18 protein-coding genes are annotated in these 21437 nt (G+C 60.4%); 16 read left to right on the top strand and 2 right to left on the bottom strand.

What is annotated here, in order from left to right; translation table 11 throughout:
- The first annotated feature begins 105 nt into the window (after positions 1–105).
- Genes M5G26_RS18400 through M5G26_RS18390 form a run of 3 tightly spaced genes read left to right on the top strand, consistent with a single transcriptional unit; the run spans position 106 to position 2562 of the window.
- Positions 106–1125 carry an aminoglycoside phosphotransferase family protein gene (locus tag M5G26_RS18400; RefSeq protein ID WP_134178002.1) on the top strand — a complete coding sequence of 340 codons (1020 nt, stop codon included), beginning with the start codon at positions 106–108 and terminating at the stop codon, positions 1123–1125.
- Positions 1122–1793: an N-acetylmuramate alpha-1-phosphate uridylyltransferase MurU gene (murU, locus tag M5G26_RS18395; protein WP_273916168.1), complete on the top strand. Its 672-nt coding sequence runs from the start codon at positions 1122–1124 to the stop codon at positions 1791–1793. Before M5G26_RS18400 ends, murU begins: the two co-directional genes overlap by 4 nt.
- Before the next feature lies 1 nt (position 1794).
- On the top strand, positions 1795–2562 hold the full coding sequence (locus M5G26_RS18390; protein WP_150693823.1) for a TerB family tellurite resistance protein: 768 nt from the start codon (positions 1795–1797) through the stop codon (positions 2560–2562).
- Positions 2563–2685: 123 nt separating this feature from the next.
- Here M5G26_RS18390 and M5G26_RS18385 read toward each other — a convergent pair whose 3' ends face one another.
- The gene (locus M5G26_RS18385; RefSeq protein ID WP_273916167.1) at positions 2686–3669 is read right to left on the bottom strand and encodes an alpha/beta hydrolase family protein; all 984 of its coding nucleotides are present in this window, start codon (positions 3667–3669) and stop codon (positions 2686–2688) included.
- A 73-nt stretch (positions 3670–3742) separates the two neighbouring features.
- Here M5G26_RS18385 and M5G26_RS18380 point away from each other — a divergent pair, with 73 nt between their 5' ends.
- The 10 genes from M5G26_RS18380 (at position 3743) to trpE (ending at position 16394) form a co-directional block, all read left to right on the top strand.
- On the top strand, positions 3743–6139 hold the full coding sequence (locus M5G26_RS18380; protein ID WP_273916166.1) for a PAS domain-containing sensor histidine kinase: 2397 nt from the start codon (positions 3743–3745) through the stop codon (positions 6137–6139).
- Between the two features lie 85 nt (positions 6140–6224).
- On the top strand, positions 6225–6854 hold the full coding sequence (locus tag M5G26_RS18375) for a response regulator (protein ID WP_116028308.1): 630 nt from the start codon (positions 6225–6227) through the stop codon (positions 6852–6854).
- Between the two features lie 348 nt (positions 6855–7202).
- Positions 7203–8327: an ABC transporter ATP-binding protein gene (locus M5G26_RS18370; protein WP_134177997.1), complete on the top strand. Its 1125-nt coding sequence runs from the start codon at positions 7203–7205 to the stop codon at positions 8325–8327.
- 48 nt (positions 8328–8375) lie between these two features.
- Complete coding sequence (locus M5G26_RS18365; protein WP_038363355.1) at positions 8376–9419, top strand: ABC transporter substrate-binding protein; 1044 nt, start codon at positions 8376–8378, stop codon at positions 9417–9419.
- A 194-nt stretch (positions 9420–9613) separates the two neighbouring features.
- Positions 9614–10861, top strand: a complete 1248-nt coding sequence (locus M5G26_RS18360; RefSeq protein WP_273916165.1) for an ABC transporter permease — start codon at positions 9614–9616, stop codon at positions 10859–10861.
- Positions 10862–10873: 12 nt separating this feature from the next.
- Positions 10874–11698 carry an ABC transporter permease gene (locus M5G26_RS18355; protein ID WP_008084123.1) on the top strand — a complete coding sequence of 275 codons (825 nt, stop codon included), beginning with the start codon at positions 10874–10876 and terminating at the stop codon, positions 11696–11698.
- A 390-nt stretch (positions 11699–12088) separates the two neighbouring features.
- Positions 12089–13237, top strand: coding sequence for an iron-containing alcohol dehydrogenase (locus M5G26_RS18350; RefSeq protein WP_273916164.1), 1149 nt, complete (start codon positions 12089–12091; stop codon positions 13235–13237).
- A 114-nt stretch (positions 13238–13351) separates the two neighbouring features.
- On the top strand, positions 13352–14026 hold the full coding sequence (gene rpe, locus M5G26_RS18345; protein ID WP_007918813.1) for a ribulose-phosphate 3-epimerase: 675 nt from the start codon (positions 13352–13354) through the stop codon (positions 14024–14026).
- Entirely contained in the window at positions 14023–14841 is an 819-nt protein-coding gene (locus M5G26_RS18340; protein ID WP_038363360.1) for a phosphoglycolate phosphatase, read from the top strand. The genes rpe and M5G26_RS18340 overlap by 4 nt, the downstream gene beginning before the upstream one ends.
- 71 nt (positions 14842–14912) lie before the next feature.
- A complete protein-coding gene (gene trpE, locus M5G26_RS18335; protein WP_007918809.1) occupies positions 14913–16394 on the top strand; it encodes an anthranilate synthase component I in 1482 nt (493 codons plus the stop codon).
- Between the two features lie 176 nt (positions 16395–16570).
- Here trpE and estP read toward each other — a convergent pair whose 3' ends face one another.
- Complete coding sequence (estP, locus tag M5G26_RS18330; RefSeq protein ID WP_134177994.1) at positions 16571–18478, bottom strand: esterase EstP; 1908 nt, start codon at positions 18476–18478, stop codon at positions 16571–16573.
- Positions 18479–18886: 408 nt separating this feature from the next.
- On the opposite strand from estP, the gene M5G26_RS18325 reads away from it, so the two are divergent.
- Genes M5G26_RS18325 through trpC form a run of 3 tightly spaced genes read left to right on the top strand, consistent with a single transcriptional unit; the run spans position 18887 to position 21372 of the window.
- Entirely contained in the window at positions 18887–19480 is a 594-nt protein-coding gene (locus M5G26_RS18325; RefSeq protein ID WP_016983475.1) for an aminodeoxychorismate/anthranilate synthase component II, read from the top strand.
- Positions 19481–19489: 9 nt separating this feature from the next.
- Positions 19490–20539, top strand: a complete 1050-nt coding sequence (trpD, locus tag M5G26_RS18320; protein ID WP_134177993.1) for an anthranilate phosphoribosyltransferase — start codon at positions 19490–19492, stop codon at positions 20537–20539.
- A complete protein-coding gene (trpC, locus tag M5G26_RS18315; protein WP_102901756.1) occupies positions 20536–21372 on the top strand; it encodes an indole-3-glycerol phosphate synthase TrpC in 837 nt (278 codons plus the stop codon). The genes trpD and trpC overlap by 4 nt, the downstream gene beginning before the upstream one ends.
- Positions 21373–21437: the final 65 nt, after the last annotated feature.

Here is a 21437-nt window from a genome sequence, read left to right as displayed (position 1 = left end):
CATCTGCCCGCGGTGGTGGGCCGCACGCCTCTCGATGGTCTGAAAAAGATGCTGGATAATAAAGCATGACCCGCTTGACGGCTAGCGCCGTCGGAGACCCTTGCAATGCCTGACCAAGATGTACGCTTGCAACACCTGAAAGTTTGGCTCGATGAGCAGTTGGCAAACCTGTTTGCAGATCAGGGCTGGGGCGCCGTGCCCCCGGCCACGTTGACCGCGGCCAGCAGCGACGCGAGTTTCCGCCGTTACTTCCGTTGGGAAGGTGAAGGTCGCAGCTTCGTCGTGATGGACGCACCGCCGCCCCAGGAAAACTGCAAACCGTTCGTGGATATCGCTTTTTTGCTGGCGAAATCCGGAATAAATGTGCCGAAAATTTATGCCGAAGACCTCGAGCGTGGATTTCTTTTGCTCAATGACCTGGGCAACAAGACCTATCTCGACGTGATCGATGGCGAAAATGCCGACGCTTTGTTCAACGATGCCTTGCAAGCGCTGCTGGCTTTTCAGCAGTTGCCGATGGTTGCGCCATTGCCGAGCTACGACGTTGCCTTGCTGCGTCGTGAGCTGGAACTGTTCCCCGAGTGGTATGTGAAACGTGAACTCGGCGTCGAATTCGATTCGGCTCAGCAACAACAATGGCAACAGATCAGCGATCTGCTGATTGACAGTGCACTCGCCCAACCGAAAGTACTGGTGCACCGCGACTACATGCCGCGCAATCTGATGCTCAGCGAGCCGAACCCCGGCGTGCTGGATTTCCAGGATGCGGTCTACGGCCCGGTCACCTACGACGTGACCTGCCTGTTCAAGGACGCCTTCCTCAGTTGGCCTGAAGAGCGCGTGCGCGGTTGGCTGGAAAGTTACTGGCAGCAAGCCTCGGCGCTGAACATTCCGGTGCAGCCGGACTTCGAAGACTTCCTGCGCGCCAGTGACCTGATGGGCGTGCAGCGTCACCTGAAAGTCATCGGCATCTTCGCGCGTATCTGCCACCGCGACGGCAAGCCGCGTTACCTGGCCGACGTGCCGCGTTTCTTCTCTTATATAGAAGCGGTGATTGCGCGTCGTCCCGAATTGGCGGAGCTGCAAGCGTTGTTCACCAGCCTGCGGGGTGGAGCAACAGCATGAAGGCAATGATTCTGGCGGCAGGCAAAGGCGAGCGCATGCGCCCGCTGACCCTGACCACGCCGAAACCGCTGGTACGTGCGGGTGGCGTGCCACTGATCGAGTATCACCTGCGCGCTTTGGCGGCAGCAGGATTCAACGAGATCGTCATCAACCACGCTTGGCTCGGTCAGCAGATCGAAGATTATCTGAGCGACGGTTCGCAGTTTGGCGTGAGCATTCAGTACTCGCCGGAAGGTGAACCGCTGGAAACCGGCGGCGGGATTTTCCGTGCGCTGCCGTTGCTTGGCGATGATGCGTTTCTGGTGGTCAACGGTGATATCTGGACCGATTACGACTTCAGCGTCCTGCACCAGCCGATCAACGGTCTGGCGCACCTGGTGCTGGCGGACAACCCGGCGCATCACCCGGACGGTGATTTCACGTTGCTCGATGGTCAGGTGATCGACGGCCAAAAAGACGCCACGACCCTGACCTACAGCGGCATCGCCGTATTGCATCCGCAACTGTTCGACGGCTGCGCCGACGGCGCGTTCAAGCTGGCACCGCTGCTGCGCAAGGCCATGGCGGCTGGCGAAGTCACGGGCGAGCGTCTGAAAGGTCACTGGGTGGATGTCGGCACGCATGAGCGTCTGGCCGAAGCTGAAACCTTGATTGAAGCGAGTCGCTGACATGTTGTGGCCAGGGACTCTGATTGGAGCCGGTGCGGGTTTTGCGATCGCCAGTATTCCGGGGGCCATGCTTGGGGCATTGTTGGGGCAGGCGCTGGATCGGCGCCTGCACTTGCAAAGTTGGGGGCATCTGCGGGAAAAACTCGGCGGTCGGCCGATGTTGCGTAACGACGAGCTGTTGTTTGTGTTGCTCGGCCGTCTGGCCAAGAGTGACGGTCGGGTCACCGACGGGCATATCCAGCAGGCACGTAACGAGATGCGTGCGCTGGAGATGAGTGAGCCGGCAACACGCCGGGCGATTGCTGCGTTCAACCGCGGCAAGTCGGAAAATGACAATCTGCGCGGCTATCTGCGGCGCCTGAGCGCGCAACCCCATGCGGCCGAAGGTGTGTTGCGGGCGTGCTGGCGGATGGTCTGGGCCGATGGTCGCGCGGGCGTCAGCGAGCGTGAATTGCTGGCGCAGTGGGGCAAATGGCTGGGCTGGACAACGCATCAGGTACAGGCGCTGGCCAGTGAATACGAGCCGGGCAAACGTCCGATTGTCAGTGCCGCGGTGAGCTATCAGGAGGCGATGCGGTTGCTCGGGGTGTCGGCGTCCAGCGAGCCGGCGCAGATCAAACGGGCTTATCGGCGCCTGCTCAGTCGTCATCATCCGGACAAGATTGCCGGTACGGGGGCGACGCCAGTGCAGGTGCGTGAGGCGACCGAAAAAACCCGCGAGTTGCACAGTGCCTACACATTGATTCGTGAACGGCGGGATTTTCGCTAGTCGTTAGAGAGGCTTCGTCTGTAAAGGCTTCTTCGCGAGCAGGCTCGCTCCCACAGTGGATTGTGTACGCAGATCCAATGTGGGAGCGAGCCTGCTCGCGAAGGGGGCGACTCGGTCTTGCGGTCAGTCCGTGTTCTGCGGATTCAGCCAGCCACGCACCCGGCGGAACAACTGTTCCTGTTCGGCTTTGTTATCCGGCAGGGCCTTGAGCGCGACTTGGCTGAACGCCGAGGTCTTCAAGCGCTTGTTCGCCTGCATGCGCTCCAGCGCAGCGTTGCGATCCAGCGGCTTGTCCATATAGAAAATATCCACGGTCGGCAATTTCAGCGTTGGCGTCAGTTCGGCCAGTGCCGGTTTGGCCTTGGCCGGTGCCTGCGCATCGACCATGACGAATTTTTCGACCTGCGCGGTTTGTTTTTCAGTCAAATACCGCGCGGCCCAATAGGCACCGGTGCCGTGGCCGAGTACGACAATGCTGCGCGCACTTTGCTGTTCGGCGTAGCCAATCGCCGCGTCGATCCGCGCGAAGATACGCTCGGCATCGGCCTTGGCTTGTTCTTCGGTGGTCTCGGCAACGACCTGATCGGCCACTTCGGCTTCACCGCCCGCCGCCTGTTCGATCGGTTGTGCAGTGGTGGCATCCTTGCTGCCGCTTTCCGGTGCTTTCGGCGCTGCGGCTGGCTCAATTACACGCGGGGCAATCGTATCGCTTTGCAGATCTGGCAGCGTGATGCTGAGGCTGCTCCAGTCGGCGTTAGGCAATTTTTGTCGCAATGGGCCGATTGCCTGCGGCCAGTCAGCGGTTTCGCCGGCGCCGGGGATGATGATCACCGCGCCTTTGGGTTCGGCGGTGTTGGCCGGTTTCCACAGGGCGAGGAAGGTGTCGCTGCCGGCCTGCAACTGTTGCTGTTCTTGTGCCGGGACTTTACGTTCCAGTGCGGCGGCCTCTTCCTGACTACGCTCAAGCAGTGGCTGGCGTTCGGCCGGTTTTTCTTCTGCCGGTTTTTCCGCCGCAGGGGCGGGGTCGGCGGCTTCGACGGAAAACGCACAAGGCAGGATCAGCGACAGGCACAATGCTGGCATTGCCAGGCGGTAAACAGAGGGCATCGGTTATTCCAGGCCAGAAAGTATCCCGGCAGCCTAATGGGTTGGTCAGAATTTGTCAGTGTATGAGACTTCAATGAAGCGATTTTGCTGCCTGTGGGTTATCGGCTGTTTGTGCTTTCCCTTGATGGGGTGGGCGGCGCCTGCGCCGCCGTCACATCTCGCACAGTTGTCGGCGAGCCAGCAGCAATGGCTGGCGCAACACAATGAATTGCGCGTCGGTCTGGTGTTGCAAGCCCCGTATGCGCAATACGACCGGCGCTTGCAGCGGCTGTCGGGGGCCAACGTCGAGCTGATGAAGTTGTTGGCCAAGACGCTCAATGTCGAGCTGAGCTGGCGCAACTTTCAGGACCTCGGGCAACTGGAAACCGCCGTGCGCGAGGGCGAGGTCGATATCGCTCCGGGCCTGAGCCAGACCCCGAATGCGTTGCGTCTGTGGCAGTTTTCCGACCCTTACATGCGCGTGCCGCAACTGGTGGTCAGTGACCAGAAGGCCAGTGCGGTGATCGATCTGGAGAAACTCGACAGCCAGGTCCGCGTCGCCGTGCGCATGCCCAGCAGCACCGCCGACTATCTGCGCGGCAACTATCCGCATCTGAACCTGCAAGGTGTGCCGCTGGAGCGTCAAGCCTTGCAGTTGCTGTTGAGTCAGCAGGCTGCCTACGCCGTGGTCGACGAGGCACAACTCGGACGGTTGTCGGTAGAGCCGGAGTTCGCCGGACTGGTAGTCGTTGGTGATATCGGCCTGCCGCAACTGCTGCGCGTCGGCTCGCGCCGCGATTGGCCAGAGTTGGCGGGCATCGTCCAAAGTGCCTTGCGCGCGATTCCGGCCAAGGATCTGGAGCAGTTGCACAGCCAATGGCTGCAACCGAAATATCCGCGGCTGTCGGAGTCGCCGGGGTTCTGGCAGAACCTCAGCCTGTTGTTCGCGGTAATGCTGTTGAGTTGTGTCGCGATCGTGTTCTGGCAGCGCCGCCAACAGCACAGTCTCGAACAGCGACTGCTGGCCGCCCGGGAAGACATCGCCTTGCGCGCGGCCAGCGAAGAAGCGCTGCGGTTGACGCAGTTCTCCATCGATCAAAGCACCGTCGGCATTCTCTGGGTCAACTGGGACAGCCATGTGCGCTACGCCAATCGTGCGGCGGAAATCATGCTCGGGTATCCCTCGGGCGGACTGATCGAACGGCCATTGATCGACTTCGAGCCGGGTCTGCACATGGATCGCTGGCTCAATCTATGGAAGCGCGCACGGGCCAGCGAAGAGGGGCCGTTGAGTTTCGAGACCAGTTGCGTGCGTGCCGATGGCAGTGTTTTGCCGGCGGATGTCTCGCTGAGTTTCTTGCGTTTTCGTGACAGTGAGTATCTGGTGGTTTACCTCACCGACGTCACCGAGCGCCGTCGCGCCCTGGCGGCGTTGCAGGAAAGCGAGGCGCGTCTGCAAGGCATTGCGGCGAATGTGCCGGGGTTGGTGTTCCGTCTGGAGCGGGCGCCGGTGACCGGGCAGATCGACTTTGCCTATATCAGTGAGGGCAGCGAAAGTCTGGTCGGTTACGCCCCGGCCACCCTGGCCCATCGCGACATGGGCCTGCGCAGCCTGGTGCATCCCGACGACAAGGCCAGTTATCACCGCACTCAGGATCAGGCGCTGGACACCGACAGCGATTGGTCATGGCAGGGCCGAATCCTCACGCGTCAGGGCGAGCAGCGTTGGGCCGAGATCAAGGCGATCACCCGGCAACTGGAGGATGGCGCCTACGTGTGGGACGGCATCGTCTGGGACATCACCGAAAGCAAGCGTATCGAGCTGGAGCTGGCGGCATCGCGCGAGCAACTGCGCGAACTGTCGGCACACCTTGAAAGTGTGCGCGAAGAAGAGAAGGCGCGAATTGCTCGCGAGGTTCACGATGAGCTGGGGCAAATGTTGACGGTGCTGAAACTGGAAACTTCGATGTGCGAATTGGCCTACGCGCAGCTCGATCCGGGGCTGAACGAACGCCTCAACAGCATGAAGCGCTTGATCGCCCAGTTGTTTCAGTTGGTGCGCGATGTGGCGACGGCATTGCGACCGCCGATTCTCGATGCCGGGATTGCGTCGGCGATCGAATGGCAGGCGAGGCGTTTCGAGGCGCGCACACAGATTCCGTGTCTGGTGCAGGTGCCGGATAATCTGCCGGCGCTGAGTGATGCCAAGGCCATCGGGCTGTTTCGGATTTTGCAGGAGGCGCTGACCAATGTGATGCGCCATGCTCAGGCGCATACTGTGGAACTGACGCTGGCGCTGGAAGGCGACGAATTGTGTCTGACGGTCAGTGATGATGGCGTAGGATTCGTCCCCGCTGCCGGTCGGCCGACTTCGTTTGGTTTGGTCGGCATGCGTGAGCGGGTGCTGATCATGGGTGGACGGTTGACGCTGGAGAGTGAACCGGGGGAGGGCACCAGTCTGGTGGTGCGGGTGCCGGTGAGTGAGGTCTGAAAGTCTGTAGTGTTTGGGCTGACGCTATCGCGAGCAGGCTCACTCCTACAGGGAATGGTGTGTACCTGAAATCTGGAGAAAAGATTTGATCCGTGTACTGGTAGCCGAAGACCACACCATCGTCCGCGAAGGCATCAAGCAATTGATCGGCCTGGCCAAGGATCTGCAAGTGGTGGGCGAGGCGAGCAATGGCGAGCAATTGCTCGAAACCTTGCGTAGCGTGCCGTGCGAAGTGGTCTTGCTCGACATCTCCATGCCCGGCGTCAATGGCCTCGAAGCAATCCCGCGCATCCGTGCGTTGAACAATCCGCCAGCGATTCTGGTGCTGTCGATGCACGACGAAGCGCAGATGGCCGCGCGGGCGCTGAAGGTCGGCGCAGCCGGGTATGCGACCAAGGACAGTGATCCGGCGCTGTTGCTCACCGCTATTCGCAAAGTCGCGGCGGGGGGGCGTTACATCGATCCGGATCTGGCGGATCGCATGGTGTTTGAAGTCGGCCTGACCGATGCGCGGCCGCTGCATTCGTTGCTGTCCGAACGCGAGTTCTCGGTGTTCGAACGCCTGGCCCAGGGCGCCAACGTCAACGACATCGCCCAGCAACTGGCGCTGAGCAGCAAGACCATCAGCACCCACAAGGCGCGGCTGATGCAAAAGCTCAACATCACCTCGCTGGCCGAACTGGTCAAATACGCGATGGAACACAAACTCCTCTAAATGCACCACAAAACTCTGTGGGAGCTGGCTTGCCAGCGATGAGGGCATGTCAATCACATCAATGTCGGCTGACCCACCGCTATCGCTGGCAAGCCAGCTCCCACAGGTTTCGTTGTTTAACCCTGGATTGTGGGCATATCTGTTAGCGACACGCGCTTTTGCTTGTTCTCGCAGCTTGCCGCTCAACCCTCGCCACTGCCTTATCCATTAGCGCCATCCTTGTAGGGCAATCCCTACCCCCAACCTTCCATCCGGCTGAGGCGATTCTCTCCTGCGCCCCGATTTGCGTGGCCGTCAGCAACCACTAGGCTTAACCCACAAGCAGTCATCAACAACAAAGGTGTGGGTATGAGCCAGGTCGATACAAACGCAGGGGCCAGTGATGTGCTGGTCAGCTTTCGTGGAGTGCAGAAGAGCTACGACGGCGAGAACCTGATCGTCAAAGACCTCAACCTGGACATTCGCAAAGGCGAATTCCTCACCCTGCTCGGGCCGTCCGGTTCCGGCAAGACCACCAGCCTGATGATGCTCGCCGGTTTCGAAACGCCGACCGCCGGTGAGATTCTGCTGGCCGGGCGCTCTATCAATAACGTGCCGCCGCACAAGCGTGACATCGGCATGGTGTTCCAGAACTACGCGCTGTTCCCGCACATGACCGTGGCGGAAAACCTCGCGTTCCCGCTGACCGTGCGTGGCCTGAACAAAAGTGACGTCAGCGACCGCGTGAAGAAAGTCCTCAGCATGGTCCAGCTCGACGCGTTCGCCTCGCGCTACCCGGCGCAGCTGTCCGGTGGTCAGCAGCAGCGTGTGGCGCTGGCCCGCGCGCTGGTGTTCGAACCGCAACTGGTGCTGATGGACGAACCCCTCGGCGCCCTCGACAAACAACTGCGTGAACACATGCAGATGGAAATCAAACACCTGCACCAGCGCCTCGGCGTGACCGTGGTTTACGTGACCCACGATCAGGGTGAAGCGCTGACCATGTCTGACCGCGTCGCGGTGTTCCATCAAGGCGAAATCCAGCAGATCGCCCCACCGCGCACGCTTTACGAAGAGCCGAAAAACACCTTTGTCGCCAACTTTATCGGCGAGAACAACCGCCTCAACGGTCGCCTGCTCAGCCAGAGCGGTGAGCGTTGCGTGGTCGAGTTGGGCCGTGGCGAAAAGGTCGAGGCGCTGGCGGTCAATGTCGGCCAGACCGGCGAACCGGTAACCCTGTCGATCCGTCCGGAGCGCGTCAGCCTCAACGGTTCGAGCGATCAATGCGTTAACCGCTTCTCAGGGAGGGTGGCGGAATTCATCTATCTGGGCGACCACGTCCGGGTGCGCCTGGAAGTCTGTGGCAAGACCGACTTCTTCGTGAAACAACCGATTGCCGAGCTCGATCCAGCGCTCGCGGTCGGTGACGTGGTTCCGCTTGGCTGGCAGGTCGAGCACGTACGCGCACTCGATCCACTTCTAGAGGCGCATTAATCGCCCCGGCAATACCAACACCAACCCTGCACGTGGAGAGAACAATAAATGTTGAGATCCCTGAAGTTCACCGCCCTGACCCTGGGCCTGATGGGTGCGGCCAGCGCGATGGCCGCCGGCCCGGATTTGACCGTGGTGTCGTTTGGCGGGGCGAACAAGGCGGCGCAAGTCAAAGCCTTCTATGCACCGTGGGAAGCGGCGGGCAACGGCAAGATCGTCGCCGGCGAATACAACGGTGAAATGGCCAAGGTCAAAGCCATGGTCGACACCAAGAGCGTGTCGTGGGACTTGGTCGAAGTTGAGTCGCCAGAGCTGTCCCGTGGCTGCGACGAAGACATGTTCGAACAACTCGACCCGGCGCTGTTCGGCAAGACTGAAGACTACGTCAAAGGCGCGATTCAGCCATGCGGCGTGGGCTTCTTCGTTTGGTCGACCGTACTGGCTTACAACGCCGACAAGCTGAAAACCGCGCCGACCAGTTGGGCGGATTTCTGGGACACCAAGAAATTCCCGGGCAAGCGTGGCCTGCGCAAAGGCGCCAAGTACACCCTCGAATTCGCGCTGATGGCCGATGGTGTGGCGCCGAAAGACGTCTACAAGGAACTGGCGAGCAAGGGTGGCCAGGATCGCGCGTTCAAGAAACTTGATGAGCTGAAGCCGAGCATCCAATGGTGGGAAGCCGGTGCGCAACCGCCGCAATACCTCGCTTCCGGCGACGTAGTGATGAGCTCGGCCTACAACGGTCGCATCGCTGCCGTGCAAAAAGAATCCAACCTGAAAGTGGTGTGGAACGGCGGTATCTACGACTTCGACGCATGGGCTATCCCGAAAGGTCTGGACGCCAAGCGTGCCGAAGCGGCGAAGAAATTCATCGCCTTCTCGGTACAGCCGCAGCAACAGAAGACCTACTCGGAAAACATCGCTTACGGCCCGGCCAATACCCAAGCCGTGCCGCTGCTGGCCAAGGATGTCCTGAAAGACATGCCGACCACCCCGGAAAACATCGCCAACCAGGTGCAGATCGACGTCAGCTTCTGGGCTGACAACGGCGAGCAACTGGAACAGCGCTTCAACTCCTGGGCGGCGAAATAAGCCGAACCTGGTGATGGTGGACTTGCCCACCCCTGTAGGAGCGAGCCTGCTCGCGAAAGCGGTAGATCAGCCAGCATGGATGTTGAATGTGCTGGCCTCTTCGCGAGCAGGCTCGCTCCCACAGGTAGCAGTGTTTCAACACAACAGAGGTGGTTCGCCACCTCTGTAACGATCAAAGATTTGCGGAGTACGTCATGGCCATCGCCGTTCCCCTGAACGAGGGCAACAGCCCCACCTTGAAGCAGAAGCTCAAGCGCGCCGAGCGGGTCAACCGCTGGAAGGCTCAAGCGCTGATTGCGCCGCTGGTGCTGTTTCTGCTGTTGGTGTTTCTGGTGCCGATCGTGGCGCTGCTCTACAAAAGCGTCGGCAACCCCGAAGTGGTCGGCGGCATGCCGCGCACCGTGGCGGCCATCGCCAGTTGGGACGGCCGCGGCCTGCCCGCTGAACCGGTCTACAAAGCCGCCGGCGAAGACCTCGCCGAAGCGCGCAAAAACCAGACGCTGGGCGATCTGTCCAAGCGCTTGAACATGGAGTTGGCCGGCTATCGCAGCCTGCTGACCAAAACCGCCCGGGCGCTGCCCTTCGCCAGCGAACCGGCCTCTTATAAAGAAGCGCTGGAAGCACTCGACGAACGTTGGGGCGACCCGGCCTACTGGCAAGCGGTCAAACGCAACACCAGCAGCATCACCCCGTACTACTTGCTGGCAGCGGTCGATCACCGTATCGACGACCTCGGCGAAGTTGCCCCGGCCACGCCGGATCAGGCGATCTATCTCGACATCTTCGCCCGCACGTTCTGGATGGGCCTGGTCATCACCGTGATCTGTCTGGTGCTCGCGTATCCACTGGCCTACCTGTTGGCGAACCTGCCATCGCGACAAAGCAACCTGCTGATGATTCTGGTGCTGCTGCCGTTCTGGACCTCGATTCTGGTGCGTGTTGCCGCGTGGATCGTGCTCCTGCAATCGGGCGGTCTGATCAACAGTGGCTTGATGGCCATGGGCATCATCGATAAGCCGCTGGAACTGGTGTTCAACCGCACTGGCGTCTACATCTCGATGGTGCACATTCTGCTGCCGTTCATGATTCTGCCGATCTACAGCGTGATGAAAGGCATCTCGCCGACCTACATGCGTGCCGCCATTTCCCTCGGCTGCCACCCGTTCGCCAGTTTCTGGCGGGTGTACTTCCCGCAGACCTATGCCGGTGTCGGCGCTGGTTGTCTGTTGGTGTTCATCCTCGCCATCGGCTACTACATCACCCCGGCGCTGCTCGGCAGCCCGAACGATCAAATGGTCAGCTACTTCGTCGCCTTCTACACCAACACCAGCATCAACTGGGGCATGGCCACCGCACTGGGCGGGCTGTTGCTGCTGGCGACCGTAGTGCTTTATCTGATTTACAGCTGGCTGGTCGGCGCCAGTCGCCTGCGCCTGAGCTAAGGGGAATTCGAGATGCTGAGTCCTTACATGTCGCCCATCGAACGGGTGTGGTTCTACAGCCTGCGGATTCTCTGCGGCTTGATTCTGTTGTTCCTGATTCTGCCGGTGCTGGTGATCATTCCGCTGTCGTTCAACTCGGGGAGTTTTCTGGTCTATCCGCTGCAAGGCTTCTCGCTGCAGTGGTATCACGACTTCTTCGCTTCGGCGGAATGGATGCGTGCGCTGAAGAACAGCATCATCGTTGCCCCGGCGGCGACGGTGCTGGCGATGATCTTCGGTACGCTGGCGGCGATTGGCCTGACTCGCGGTGACTTCCCCGGTAAAGCGCTGGTAATGGCACTGGTGATTTCGCCGATGGTGGTGCCGGTGGTGATCATCGGTGTGGCGAGTTATCTGTTCTTCGCGCCGCTTGGATTGGGCAACAGCTTCTTCTCGCTGATCGTCGTGCACGCGGTGCTGGGTGTGCCGTTTGTGATCATCACGGTGTCGGCGACGTTGCAGGGGTTTAACCATAATCTGGTGCGGGCTGCCGCGAGTTTGGGTGCATCGCCATTGACCGCGTTTCGTCGGGTAACCTTGCCGCTGATTGCGCCGGGGGTGATTTCCGGGGCGCTGTTTGCGTTTGCGACTTCGTTTGATGAGGTGGTGGTGACGTTGTTTCTTGCCGGGCCTGAGCAGGCGACGTTGCCTCGGCAGATGTTTAGCGGGATTCGGGAGAACCTCAGCCCGACCATCGCCGCGGCCGCGACCTTGCTGATCGCTTTCTCGGTGATTCTGCTGCTGACCCTGGAATGGTTGCGTGGGCGCAGCGAGAAACTGCGCACTGCTCAGGTTTAAGGGCCAGATCAAAAGCTTACCCCCTCACCCCAGCCCTCTCCCCCAGGGGGGGCGAGGGGGAAAGGGAGCAGATCTTCATGGCTTTCGAGGCCTGAGTTCGACTCGGTAATTCAGGTCGGTGAATCTCCTCCATCCACCTCGGTCAGTCTTTTACCTTTTGGGGGAAGGGAGCAGATCGTTGTTTTTCAAAGCCTGAGTTCGACTCGGTAATTCAGGTCGGTGTACTTCGAGAGTACAACTCGGTCAGTCCCCTCTCCCTCTGGGAGAGGGTTAGGGTGAGGGGCTCTTGCTCTTGCCCTCGATAGGTCATTCACCACCTGAATAGCAGACAACCCCAAATCCCCAGCTAATCTTGTGCCCAGCTCCCACATCTATAAGAGGCTGCGCACGATGAATCTGTCCCAGTTCAAAATCGCTCACAAACTGATCACCGGCGCCGCCGCCATCGAACAACTGGCCGCCGAACTCACACGCCTCGACATCGACAACCCGTTGATCGTCACCGACGCCGCGCTGGTCAAATCCGGCACGGTGGAGCTGGCGCTTGTGCAACTCGGCGGGCGCGATTACGAGATTTTCGACCGCGTGCTGCCCGACCCGGAGATCGCCATCGTTGAAGACTGCATGCGTGTTTACCGCGAAGGCGGGCATGACGGCTTGATCGGCCTAGGTGGCGGCAGCGCCATCGACATCGCCAAAAGTGTCGCTGCCTACGCGGGATATCACGGCGCGCTGGAGGATCTGTTCGGCGTCGACCAGGTGCCGCGCAAAGGCCCGCCGCTGATCGCCATCCCGACCACCGCCGGCACCGGCTCCGAAGTCACCAACGTGGCGATCCTCTCGGACAAAGTCGCGCAGTTGAAGAAAGGCATCGTCAGCGACTTTCTATTACCGGACGTCGCGCTGGTCAGCCCGCAGATGACCCTGACCTGCCCACGCAGTGTCACCGCCGCCAGTGGCGTCGACGCCTTGGTACACGCCATCGAATCCTATCTGTCGGTCAACGCCTCGCCGATCACCGACTCGCTGGCCATCGGCGCTATCAAACTGATCGCCAAAGCGCTGCCCAAGGCCTACGCCAACGGCGCCAACCTGCAAGCCCGCGAAGACATGGCCACCGCCAGCCTGATGGCCGGCATGGCGTTCGGCAATGCCGGAGTCGGCGCGGTGCATGCGCTGGCGTATCCGCTGGGCGGGCGTTTCAACATTGCCCATGGCGTCAGCAATGCCTTGCTGCTGCCGTATGTCATGACCTGGAACAAGATGGCCTGCGTCGAGCGCATGCAGGATATCGCCGAAGCCATGGGGGTGAAGACCACTCATCTGAGTGTCGCCGAGGCGGCGGACAAGGCCGTTCAGGCGATGACCGATTTGTGCGCGGCCGTGGAAATTCCTGCCGGGCTGCGCAGTTTCGGCGTGCCGGAAGAGGCGATCCCGGCGATGGCCGTGGAGGCCGCAGGCATTGAACGGCTGATGCGCAACAACCCGCGCAAACTCAGCGCTGTGGACATCGAGAAGATCTACCGCGCGGCGTATTGAGTCAGCGCCGGTCATTCGTCATGGCACAACCCAATCATCGCGGTCACGGTGCGCGCTTGGAAACTTGAGGTATACAATGCGCGCCATCGTGATTTAGCTCAGAAAAGGTGCGTCATGCAGCCCTTCGTAATTGCTCCGTCGATTCTCTCCGCCGACTTCGCCCGCCTCGGCGAGGAAGTAGACAACGTTCTCGCCGCTGGCGCTGACTTCGTCCACTTCGACGTCATGGACAACCACTACGTGCCAAACCTGACCATCGGTCCGATGGTCTGCGCGGCATTGCGCAAGTATGGCGTCACCGCGCCGATCGATGCGCACCTGATGGTCAGCCCGGTGGATCGTATCGTTGGCGACTTCATCGAAGCCGGCGCGACTTACATCACCTTCCACCCGGAAGCCACGCTGCACGTTGATCGTTCGCTGCAACTGATCCGTGAAGGCGGCTGCAAATCCGGTCTGGTGTTCAACCCGGCGACGCCGCTGGACGTGCTCAAGTACGTGATCGACAAGGTCGACATGGTCTTGCTGATGAGCGTCAACCCGGGCTTCGGCGGGCAGAAATTCATTCCCGGCACCCTCGACAAACTGCGCGAAGCACGGGCGATCATCGATGCCTCGGGCCGTGACATCCGTCTGGAAATCGACGGCGGCGTCAACGTCAACAACATCCGCGAAATCGCCGCTGCTGGTGCTGACACCTTTGTCGCTGGCTCGGCGATCTTCAACGCGCCGAACTATCAGGAAGTCATCGACAAGATGCGCTCCGAACTGGCGCTGGCGCGCCCATGAGCGGTTTTGAGCAGCTGTTCCCGGGAAAACTGCCACGGCTGGTGATGTTCGATCTGGATGGCACGCTGATCGACTCGGTTCCAGACCTGGCAGCGGCGGTGGACACCATGCTGCTCTCCCTCGGCCGTCAACCGGCGGGCATCGATTCGGTGCGCGAATGGGTTGGCAACGGCGCGCCAGTATTGGTGCGCCGTGCGTTGGCCGGTGGTATCGATCATTCGGCGGTGGATGACGTCGAAGCCGAGCACGCGCTGGAAGTGTTCATGCAAGCCTACGGTGCCAGCCATGAGCTGACCGTGGTCTATCCCGGCGTGCGCGACACCCTCAAGTGGCTGCACAAGCAAGGCGTGGCCATGGCGCTGATTACCAACAAACCGGAGCGTTTCGTCGCACCGCTGCTGGATCAGATGAAAATCGGCCGCTATTTCAAATGGATCATCGGTGGCGATACCTTGCCGCAGAAGAAACCGGATCCGGCGGCGCTGTTCTTCGTGATGAAAATGGCCAACATCCCGGCCTCGCAATCGTTGTTCGTCGGCGACTCGCGCAGCGATGTGCTGGCGGCGAAAGCGGCGGGGGTCAAATGCGTGGCGTTGAGTTACGGCTACAACCATGGCCGACCGATTGCCGAAGAATCGCCGGCGCTGGTGATCGACGATCTGCGCAAGCTAATTCCCGGTTGCCTCGGTTCGGCCGCTGAGATAACGTTGCCCGACGCTGCTCAATCCCATTCTGGAAACGCCATCGTGGTGGTCACTCGCAAACTCTGGATGAAAGTCATCAAGGCCTTGGCCCGCTGGCGTTGGCGCGCCTGACTTGTTCCTGGCCGGCCTGCCGGCGCGTTTGCATACCTGACTGATTTGCCCCTCACACCACGAGGCACCTTATGATCCGCGAAGAATTCCTGCGCTTGGCCGCTGACGGCTACAACCGCATTCCGTTGGCCTGCGAAACCCTGGCCGACTTCGACACGCCGCTGTCGATCTACCTGAAACTGGCCGACCAGCCTAACTCCTACCTGCTCGAATCGGTGCAGGGTGGCGAGAAATGGGGCCGTTACTCGATCATCGGCCTGCCATGCCGCACCGTGCTGCGGGTTCACGACCATCACGTCAGCATCACCGTTGATGGCGTTGAAACCGAAAGCCACGATGTTGAAGACCCGCTGGCCTTCGTCGAAACCTTCAAGGCGCGCTACAACGTGCCGACCATCGCCGGTCTGCCGCGTTTCAACGGCGGCCTGGTCGGTTACTTCGGTTACGACTGCGTGCGTTATGTCGAGAAGCGCTTGGGCAAGTGCCCGAACCCGGATCCGCTGGGCGTGCCGGATATTTTGCTGATGGTTTCTGACGCCGTTGTGGTGTTCGACAACCTCGCCGGCAAGATGCACGCGATCGTGCTGGCCGACCCCGCGCAGGCGGATGCCTTCGAACAAGGTCAGGCGCAATTGCAGGCGTTGCTCGAGAAACTGCGCCAGCCGATTACTCCGCGCCGAGGCTTGGATTTCAGCAAGCAGCAATCCGCTGATCCAGTGTTCCGCTCCAGTTTCACTCAGGACGATTACGAAAAAGCCGTCGACACCATCAAGGAATACATCCTTGCCGGTGACTGCATGCAGGTCGTGCCGTCGCAGCGCATGTCGATCGACTTCAAGGCTGCGCCGATCGATCTGTACCGCGCGCTGCGTTGCTTCAACCCGACGCCTTACATGTACTTCTTCAACTTCGGCGACTTCCATGTTGTTGGCAGTTCGCCGGAAGTGCTGGTGCGGGTTGAAGACAACCTGATCACCGTGCGTCCGATCGCCGGCACGCGCCCTCGTGGCGCGACCGAAGAGGCGGACGTGGCGCTGGAAGAAGATCTGTTGTCGGATGACAAAGAGATCGCCGAGCATTTGATGCTGATCGATCTGGGGCGTAACGACACGGGTCGCGTTTCGGAAATCGGTTCGGTGAAACTCACCGAGAAGATGGTCATCGAGCGTTATTCCAATGTGATGCACATCGTGTCCAACGTTACCGGCCAGTTGAAAGCCGGGCTGACGGCAATGGACGCGCTGCGGGCGATTCTGCCGGCGGGCACCTTGTCGGGCGCACCGAAGATTCGCGCGATGGAAATCATCGACGAACTGGAGCCGGTCAAGCGTGGCGTCTACGGCGGGGCGGTCGGTTACTTCGCCTGGAACGGCAACATGGACACCGCGATTGCGATTCGTACGGCGGTGATCAAGAACGGCGAACTGCACGTGCAGGCCGGTGGCGGTATCGTCGCCGACTCGGTGCCGGCGCTGGAATGGGAAGAAACCCTGAACAAACGCCGCGCGATGTTCCGTGCCGTGGCCCTCGCCGAGCAAACCCCGGAAGCTTGAGCAGCTTGCGCAAAAACCTGTGGGAGCGAGCCTGCTCGCGAAGGCGTTGTGTCAGCCAACATTAATGGTGGCTGACACACGCTCTTCGCGAGCAGGCTCGCTCCCACAGTGGGCTTTGTGTTCGGCAATAAAAAAGCGGCGCCTGTGAGGGCGCCGCTTTTTTTGTGCCTGCGGGTTTAGAAGTCCAGCACTACCCCGACATTCACACCTTGCTGGGTAAAATCATCATCCTTGCGCAACGAATACCCGCCGCGCAGCGCCAGATCAGCCGTCAGCTTGTGGCTCACACCCAGGCTCAAGCGGTTCAAATGGCTCTGCGGCGTATAGCCTTCGAGTTTGAAGTCGTTGGCCGGCAAGGTATTGAGCGCGATGTTGACCTTCTGCACGTCATCTTCGTACTCACGCTCATGAGCGTATTCGCCGAACACCTGGGTTTGCGGGGTGATGTTGTACTTGCCCTGCAAGCCCAGCCCCAGGCGTTTCGAATCGCGGGTCTGATCATCGAATGTCAGTGCCGTGGCGCGGTTGCTCTTCTCGGAGTAGCCATCGACATCAACGCTGGCGTAGTCGGCGCTGACGAACGGCGACAGGTGCCACTCGCTGCCCGGCTGGGCAATGTCATAACCGACACGCGCGCTGAAGGCCCAGAGGCTGCCGTCAGTGTCGCCTTTCTCCGCGCCTTCGCTGACGCCGAGATCGAATTTGCGCTTGAGGTTATCGTAGTCGAGTTTGCCACCGGTCAACGCTGCGTCAGCCCACCAGCGGTTTTGCTGGAACTGGGCGAATGCCGTGGCCATGTAGCTGTTGAGTTTGTAGTCCGAGTCGTTATGTCCGGCTTCCAGATTCTGCCGGTAGAAACCGCCGGCCACGCCGACGCGCCAGGCGTCATTCAAGCGATAGCTGCCGCCGACGTTGAGGTTGTAACCGCTGCCGTCGGCGCTAGCGCCGCTGCTTTGGCTGTCGACATCCAGATGCTGGCCGCCGGCGGAAACAATCGCGCGCCATTGGCCGACCGCTTGCCAGTTCTCCCAGTCCGCCTGCCATTGGTTGCGCAGTTCGTCTTGGTGCGCGCGCACGGTGGCGTGGGCCATTTCCGGCAATAGTGTCAGTTCCCAAGGTGCGGCGAGGAGGGAGTAGGCGTAGTCGGAGATCAGCTTTTGTCCGGCTTCGGTCGGGTGTACACCGTCGTTGTAGATCAGCTTGGTCGGGTCGGGTGTCGCACTGTTGATCCCGTAACGAGCGTTCTCGGTGCAACCGCTGCCACTGAAGCAGGTCGCGGTCAGGTTCTGATCGGTGGCGAGGCCAAAGCGCCCAGGATCGGCAAACACTTCCGAGAGCAGCACCGGAATGTTCAGCGGAATGACTTCGGCGTTGATGCCTTGCAGGCGTGTGACCAACTGGCTGTTGAACTGCGTGGCGAGCTGGCTGCTGAAGGCTTGCAGGGGCGTACCGTTGATGGCTGGCGTCAGGCCGACATCAGGCAACAGCCAGACCATCACGTATTTGGCGCCGGCGGTTTGCAGGGTTTGCACGCTGTCGGCCAGTCGATCGGCGGCGGCGTTGGCTTGTGGCAGGCTGAGAATGCGCCCTTGCAGGAAGTCGTTACCGCCGCCAGAGATGTAATACAGCGCATTCGGGTCAGCGCGAAAGCCGTTCGATGGCAGGTAACCGGCACGGGTGCGCTCGCCGGTGGCGGATTGCGTCGTGATCGAGTCAAGAATCTGGTCGGTACGATAACCGCCCACGGCCCAGTTGTTGCCGTCGGCCTGGCCGTTTTCGGCTCGCACTGCCGAGCTGGAAGAGGCTGTCTGGTCTGGCGAAAAGCCAAGGCGTCCGCCGAGCAACTGCGTGGAATTCAATGAATACAGTTCACCGCTGCCATCCTGATAAACCGGCCCGGTCCGGTTGGTGTAACGCTCGGTGGAGCCGGCCGGTCCGCCAGTGTCGGCGAAGGTTCCGGCGTCATTCAGACTGTCGCCGAAAACTATGAAATTCGAATAGGGATTGGGTGCAGCATTGGCCTGAGCACAAGCCAGTGCGAGCAGGCAGCCAGCCAGCGGTACAAACAACGTCTGTTTGATCATGAGCAAGTCCGTTTATTTATTGTTGTAGGTGAACGAAACGACAGTACCAAAAACTCCCGGCGTTTTGCCATCGGTCGCGAATCCTTCCCCGGTTTCATCTCCCGCAGCCCCGGCCATATTGCACGCTCCGCCCAGCTAAGTTACTGTGCCGGAACGTATGAACGAGACCTTCCCCGTGTTGATCACCAGCAAACTTCTGGATCAAGTCATCAAGGCACACGCCCGCTGGCGTTGGCGCGCCTGAATCTTTTCTGCCGGCCCCGCCGGATCTGTATCGCTTTGCCTTCCTTGCCTGTTTGAAATGCCGCTGTGCCGACGCATCTTCCTGCGTCCGACATCGTGCAGCGCCCTGCGGGCAAGTGATCTGAAGGCTGTTTTCAAATCAGAATTCAAGAGGTTCGACACGCCATGTTGCTGATGATCGACAACTACGACTCCTTTACTTACAACGTTGTGCAATACCTCGGCGAGCTGGGTGCCGAAGTCAAAGTGGTGCGCAACGACGAGCTGACCGTCGCCGAAATCGAAGCCCTCAAGCCTGAGCGCATTGTGGTTTCCCCCGGTCCTTGCACGCCGACTGAAGCCGGCATCTCCATCGAAGCCATCAAGCACTTTGCCGGCAAGCTGCCGATCCTCGGTGTCTGCCTTGGCCATCAGTCCATCGGCCAGGCGTTTGGCGGTGACGTAGTGCGCGCCCGCCAAGTGATGCACGGTAAGACTAGTCCGGTATTCCACGAGGACAAGGGCGTTTTCGCCGGCCTCAATCATCCGCTGACCGTCACCCGTTACCACTCGCTGATCGTCAAGCACGACACGTTGCCCGATTGCCTGGAACTGACCGCATGGACCCAGCACGATGACGGTTCGGTCGACGAAATCATGGGCCTGCGTCACAAGACCCTGAACATTGAGGGCGTACAGTTCCACCCCGAGTCGATCCTGACCGAACAGGGTCATGAACTGTTTGCCAACTTCCTCAAACAAACCGGCGGCACGCGCTAAGGACTTCCCATGAATATCAAGACAGCCCTGGGCCGTATCGTCGAACACCTCGACCTCAGCACCGATGAAATGCGCGATGTGATGCGCGAAATCATGACGGGCCAATGCACTGACGCGCAGATTGGCGCGTTCATGATGGCCATGCGCATGAAGAGCGAGAGCATCGACGAAATCGTCGGCGCCGTGTCGGTGATGCGTGAGCTGGCCGATCAGGTCGAACTGAAGACTCTCGACGGCGTCGTCGATGTGGTTGGCACCGGCGGTGACGGCGCAAACATCTTCAACGTGTCGACGGCTTCTTCGTTCGTCGTCGCGGCAGCCGGTTGCACCGTGGCCAAACACGGTAACCGCGCGGTATCGGGCAAGAGCGGCAGCGCCGACTTGCTGGAAGCGGCCGGCATTTATCTGAACCTGACACCGGTGCAAGTCGCGCGTTGCATCGACAACGTCGGCATCGGTTTCATGTTCGCCCAGACCCACCACAAAGCCATGAAGTACGCCGCCGGCCCGCGCCGCGATCTTGGCTTGCGTACGTTGTTCAACATGCTCGGCCCGCTTACGAATCCGGCCGGTGTGAAGCATCAGGTAGTGGGCGTATTCAACAAGGCGCTGTGCCGGCCACTGGCCGAAGTCTTGCAGCGTCTGGGCAGCAAGCATGTGCTGGTGGTGCATTCGAAGGACGGTCTGGACGAGTTCAGTCTCGCTGCGCCGACTTTTGTCGCCGAGCTGAAAAACAACGAGATCAGCGAATATTGGGTCGAGCCGGAAGACCTCGGCATGAAAAGCCAGAGCCTGCACGGTCTATCGGTCGACGGCCCGGAAGCCTCGCTGGCGCTGATCCGCGATGCTCTCGGCAAGCGCAAAACCGAAAACGGCCAGAAAGCCGCCGAAATGATTGTGCTCAATGCCGGTGCAGCGCTGTATGCCGCTGACGTGGCCAGTAGTTTGAAACAGGGCGTCGAGCTTGCGCACGACGCTCTGCACACCGGTCTCGCTCGGGAAAAACTCGAGGAGCTGGGTGCCTTTACCGCGGTATTCAAAGTGGAGAATGAGGGATGAGTGTACCGACGGTTCTGGAAAACATTCTGGCGCGCAAAGTTCAGGAAGTCGCCGAGCGTAGCGCTCGCGTCAGCCTGAGCGAGCTGGAAAGTCTGGCCAAGGCGGCCGATGCACCCCGTGGTTTTGCCCAGGCATTGCTGACCCAGGCGAAGAAGAAGCAGCCTGCGGTGATTGCCGAAATCAAAAAGGCTTCGCCAAGCAAAGGCGTGATCCGCGAGAACTTCGTTCCCGCCGACATCGCCAAGAGCTACGAGAAGGGCGGCGCGACCTGTCTGTCCGTTCTGACCGACATCGATTACTTCCAGGGCGCCGACGCTTATCTGCAACAGGCTCGGGCCGCATGCAGCCTGCCGGTGATCCGCAAGGACTTCATGATCGATCCTTACCAGATCGTTGAAGCCCGTGCGCTGGGCGCCGACTGCGTGCTGTTGATCGTCTCCGCACTGGATGACGTGAAAATGGCCGAGCTGGCCGCCGTCGCCAAAAGCGTCGGTCTCGATGTGCTGGTCGAGGTACACGATGGCGATGAGCTGGAGCGCGCATTGAAAACCCTCGACACGCCGTTGGTCGGGGTCAACAACCGTAACCTGCACACGTTCGAAGTCAGCCTGGAAACCACCCTCGACCTGCTGCCGCGCATTCCGCGCGATCGTCTGGTGATCACTGAGAGTGGCATCCTCAATCGTGCCGATGTCGAGCTGATGGAAATCAGCGACGTGTACTCGTTCCTGGTCGGTGAAGCGTTCATGCGCGCGGAAAATCCGGGCACTGAACTGCAGCGACTGTTCTTCCCGGAGCGCGGCACTTCCATCAGCGGTTCGACCCTCGACTGATTGCAGTTAGACCGAGTCGACTGCTTCGCGAGCAGGCTCGCTCCCACATGAACATGCATGCCAAA

Origin of the sequence: Pseudomonas sp. TNT2022 ID642, assembly GCF_028656995.1 — a bacterium.
Classification (GTDB): domain Bacteria; phylum Pseudomonadota; class Gammaproteobacteria; order Pseudomonadales; family Pseudomonadaceae; genus Aquipseudomonas.
The sequence above is the reverse complement of the archived record's forward strand: the minus strand, read 5'-3'. Positions and strand labels throughout refer to the sequence as shown.

Excerpts from the sequence above, each read along its gene's own strand:
- M5G26_RS18350 (WP_273916164.1), top strand. The coding sequence starts at position 12,089 with ATGAATCTGTCCCAGTTCAAAATCGCTCACAAACTGATCACCGGCGCC.
- estP (WP_134177994.1), bottom strand. The coding sequence starts at position 18,478 with ATGATCAAACAGACGTTGTTTGTACCGCTGGCTGGCTGCCTGCTCGCA.
- M5G26_RS18380 (WP_273916166.1), top strand. The coding sequence starts at position 3,743 with ATGAAGCGATTTTGCTGCCTGTGGGTTATCGGCTGTTTGTGCTTTCCC.
- M5G26_RS18355 (WP_008084123.1), top strand. The coding sequence starts at position 10,874 with ATGCTGAGTCCTTACATGTCGCCCATCGAACGGGTGTGGTTCTACAGC.
- M5G26_RS18400 (WP_134178002.1), top strand. The coding sequence starts at position 106 with ATGCCTGACCAAGATGTACGCTTGCAACACCTGAAAGTTTGGCTCGAT.
- trpE (WP_007918809.1), top strand. The coding sequence starts at position 14,913 with ATGATCCGCGAAGAATTCCTGCGCTTGGCCGCTGACGGCTACAACCGC.
- murU (WP_273916168.1), top strand. The coding sequence starts at position 1,122 with ATGAAGGCAATGATTCTGGCGGCAGGCAAAGGCGAGCGCATGCGCCCG.
- trpC (WP_102901756.1), top strand. The coding sequence starts at position 20,536 with ATGAGTGTACCGACGGTTCTGGAAAACATTCTGGCGCGCAAAGTTCAG.
- M5G26_RS18325 (WP_016983475.1), top strand. The coding sequence starts at position 18,887 with ATGTTGCTGATGATCGACAACTACGACTCCTTTACTTACAACGTTGTG.
- M5G26_RS18370 (WP_134177997.1), top strand. The coding sequence starts at position 7,203 with ATGAGCCAGGTCGATACAAACGCAGGGGCCAGTGATGTGCTGGTCAGC.
- rpe (WP_007918813.1), top strand. The coding sequence starts at position 13,352 with ATGCAGCCCTTCGTAATTGCTCCGTCGATTCTCTCCGCCGACTTCGCC.
- M5G26_RS18385 (WP_273916167.1), bottom strand. The coding sequence starts at position 3,669 with ATGCCCTCTGTTTACCGCCTGGCAATGCCAGCATTGTGCCTGTCGCTG.
- M5G26_RS18390 (WP_150693823.1), top strand. The coding sequence starts at position 1,795 with ATGTTGTGGCCAGGGACTCTGATTGGAGCCGGTGCGGGTTTTGCGATC.
- trpD (WP_134177993.1), top strand. The coding sequence starts at position 19,490 with ATGAATATCAAGACAGCCCTGGGCCGTATCGTCGAACACCTCGACCTC.
- M5G26_RS18365 (WP_038363355.1), top strand. The coding sequence starts at position 8,376 with ATGTTGAGATCCCTGAAGTTCACCGCCCTGACCCTGGGCCTGATGGGT.
- M5G26_RS18340 (WP_038363360.1), top strand. The coding sequence starts at position 14,023 with ATGAGCGGTTTTGAGCAGCTGTTCCCGGGAAAACTGCCACGGCTGGTG.
- M5G26_RS18360 (WP_273916165.1), top strand. The coding sequence starts at position 9,614 with ATGGCCATCGCCGTTCCCCTGAACGAGGGCAACAGCCCCACCTTGAAG.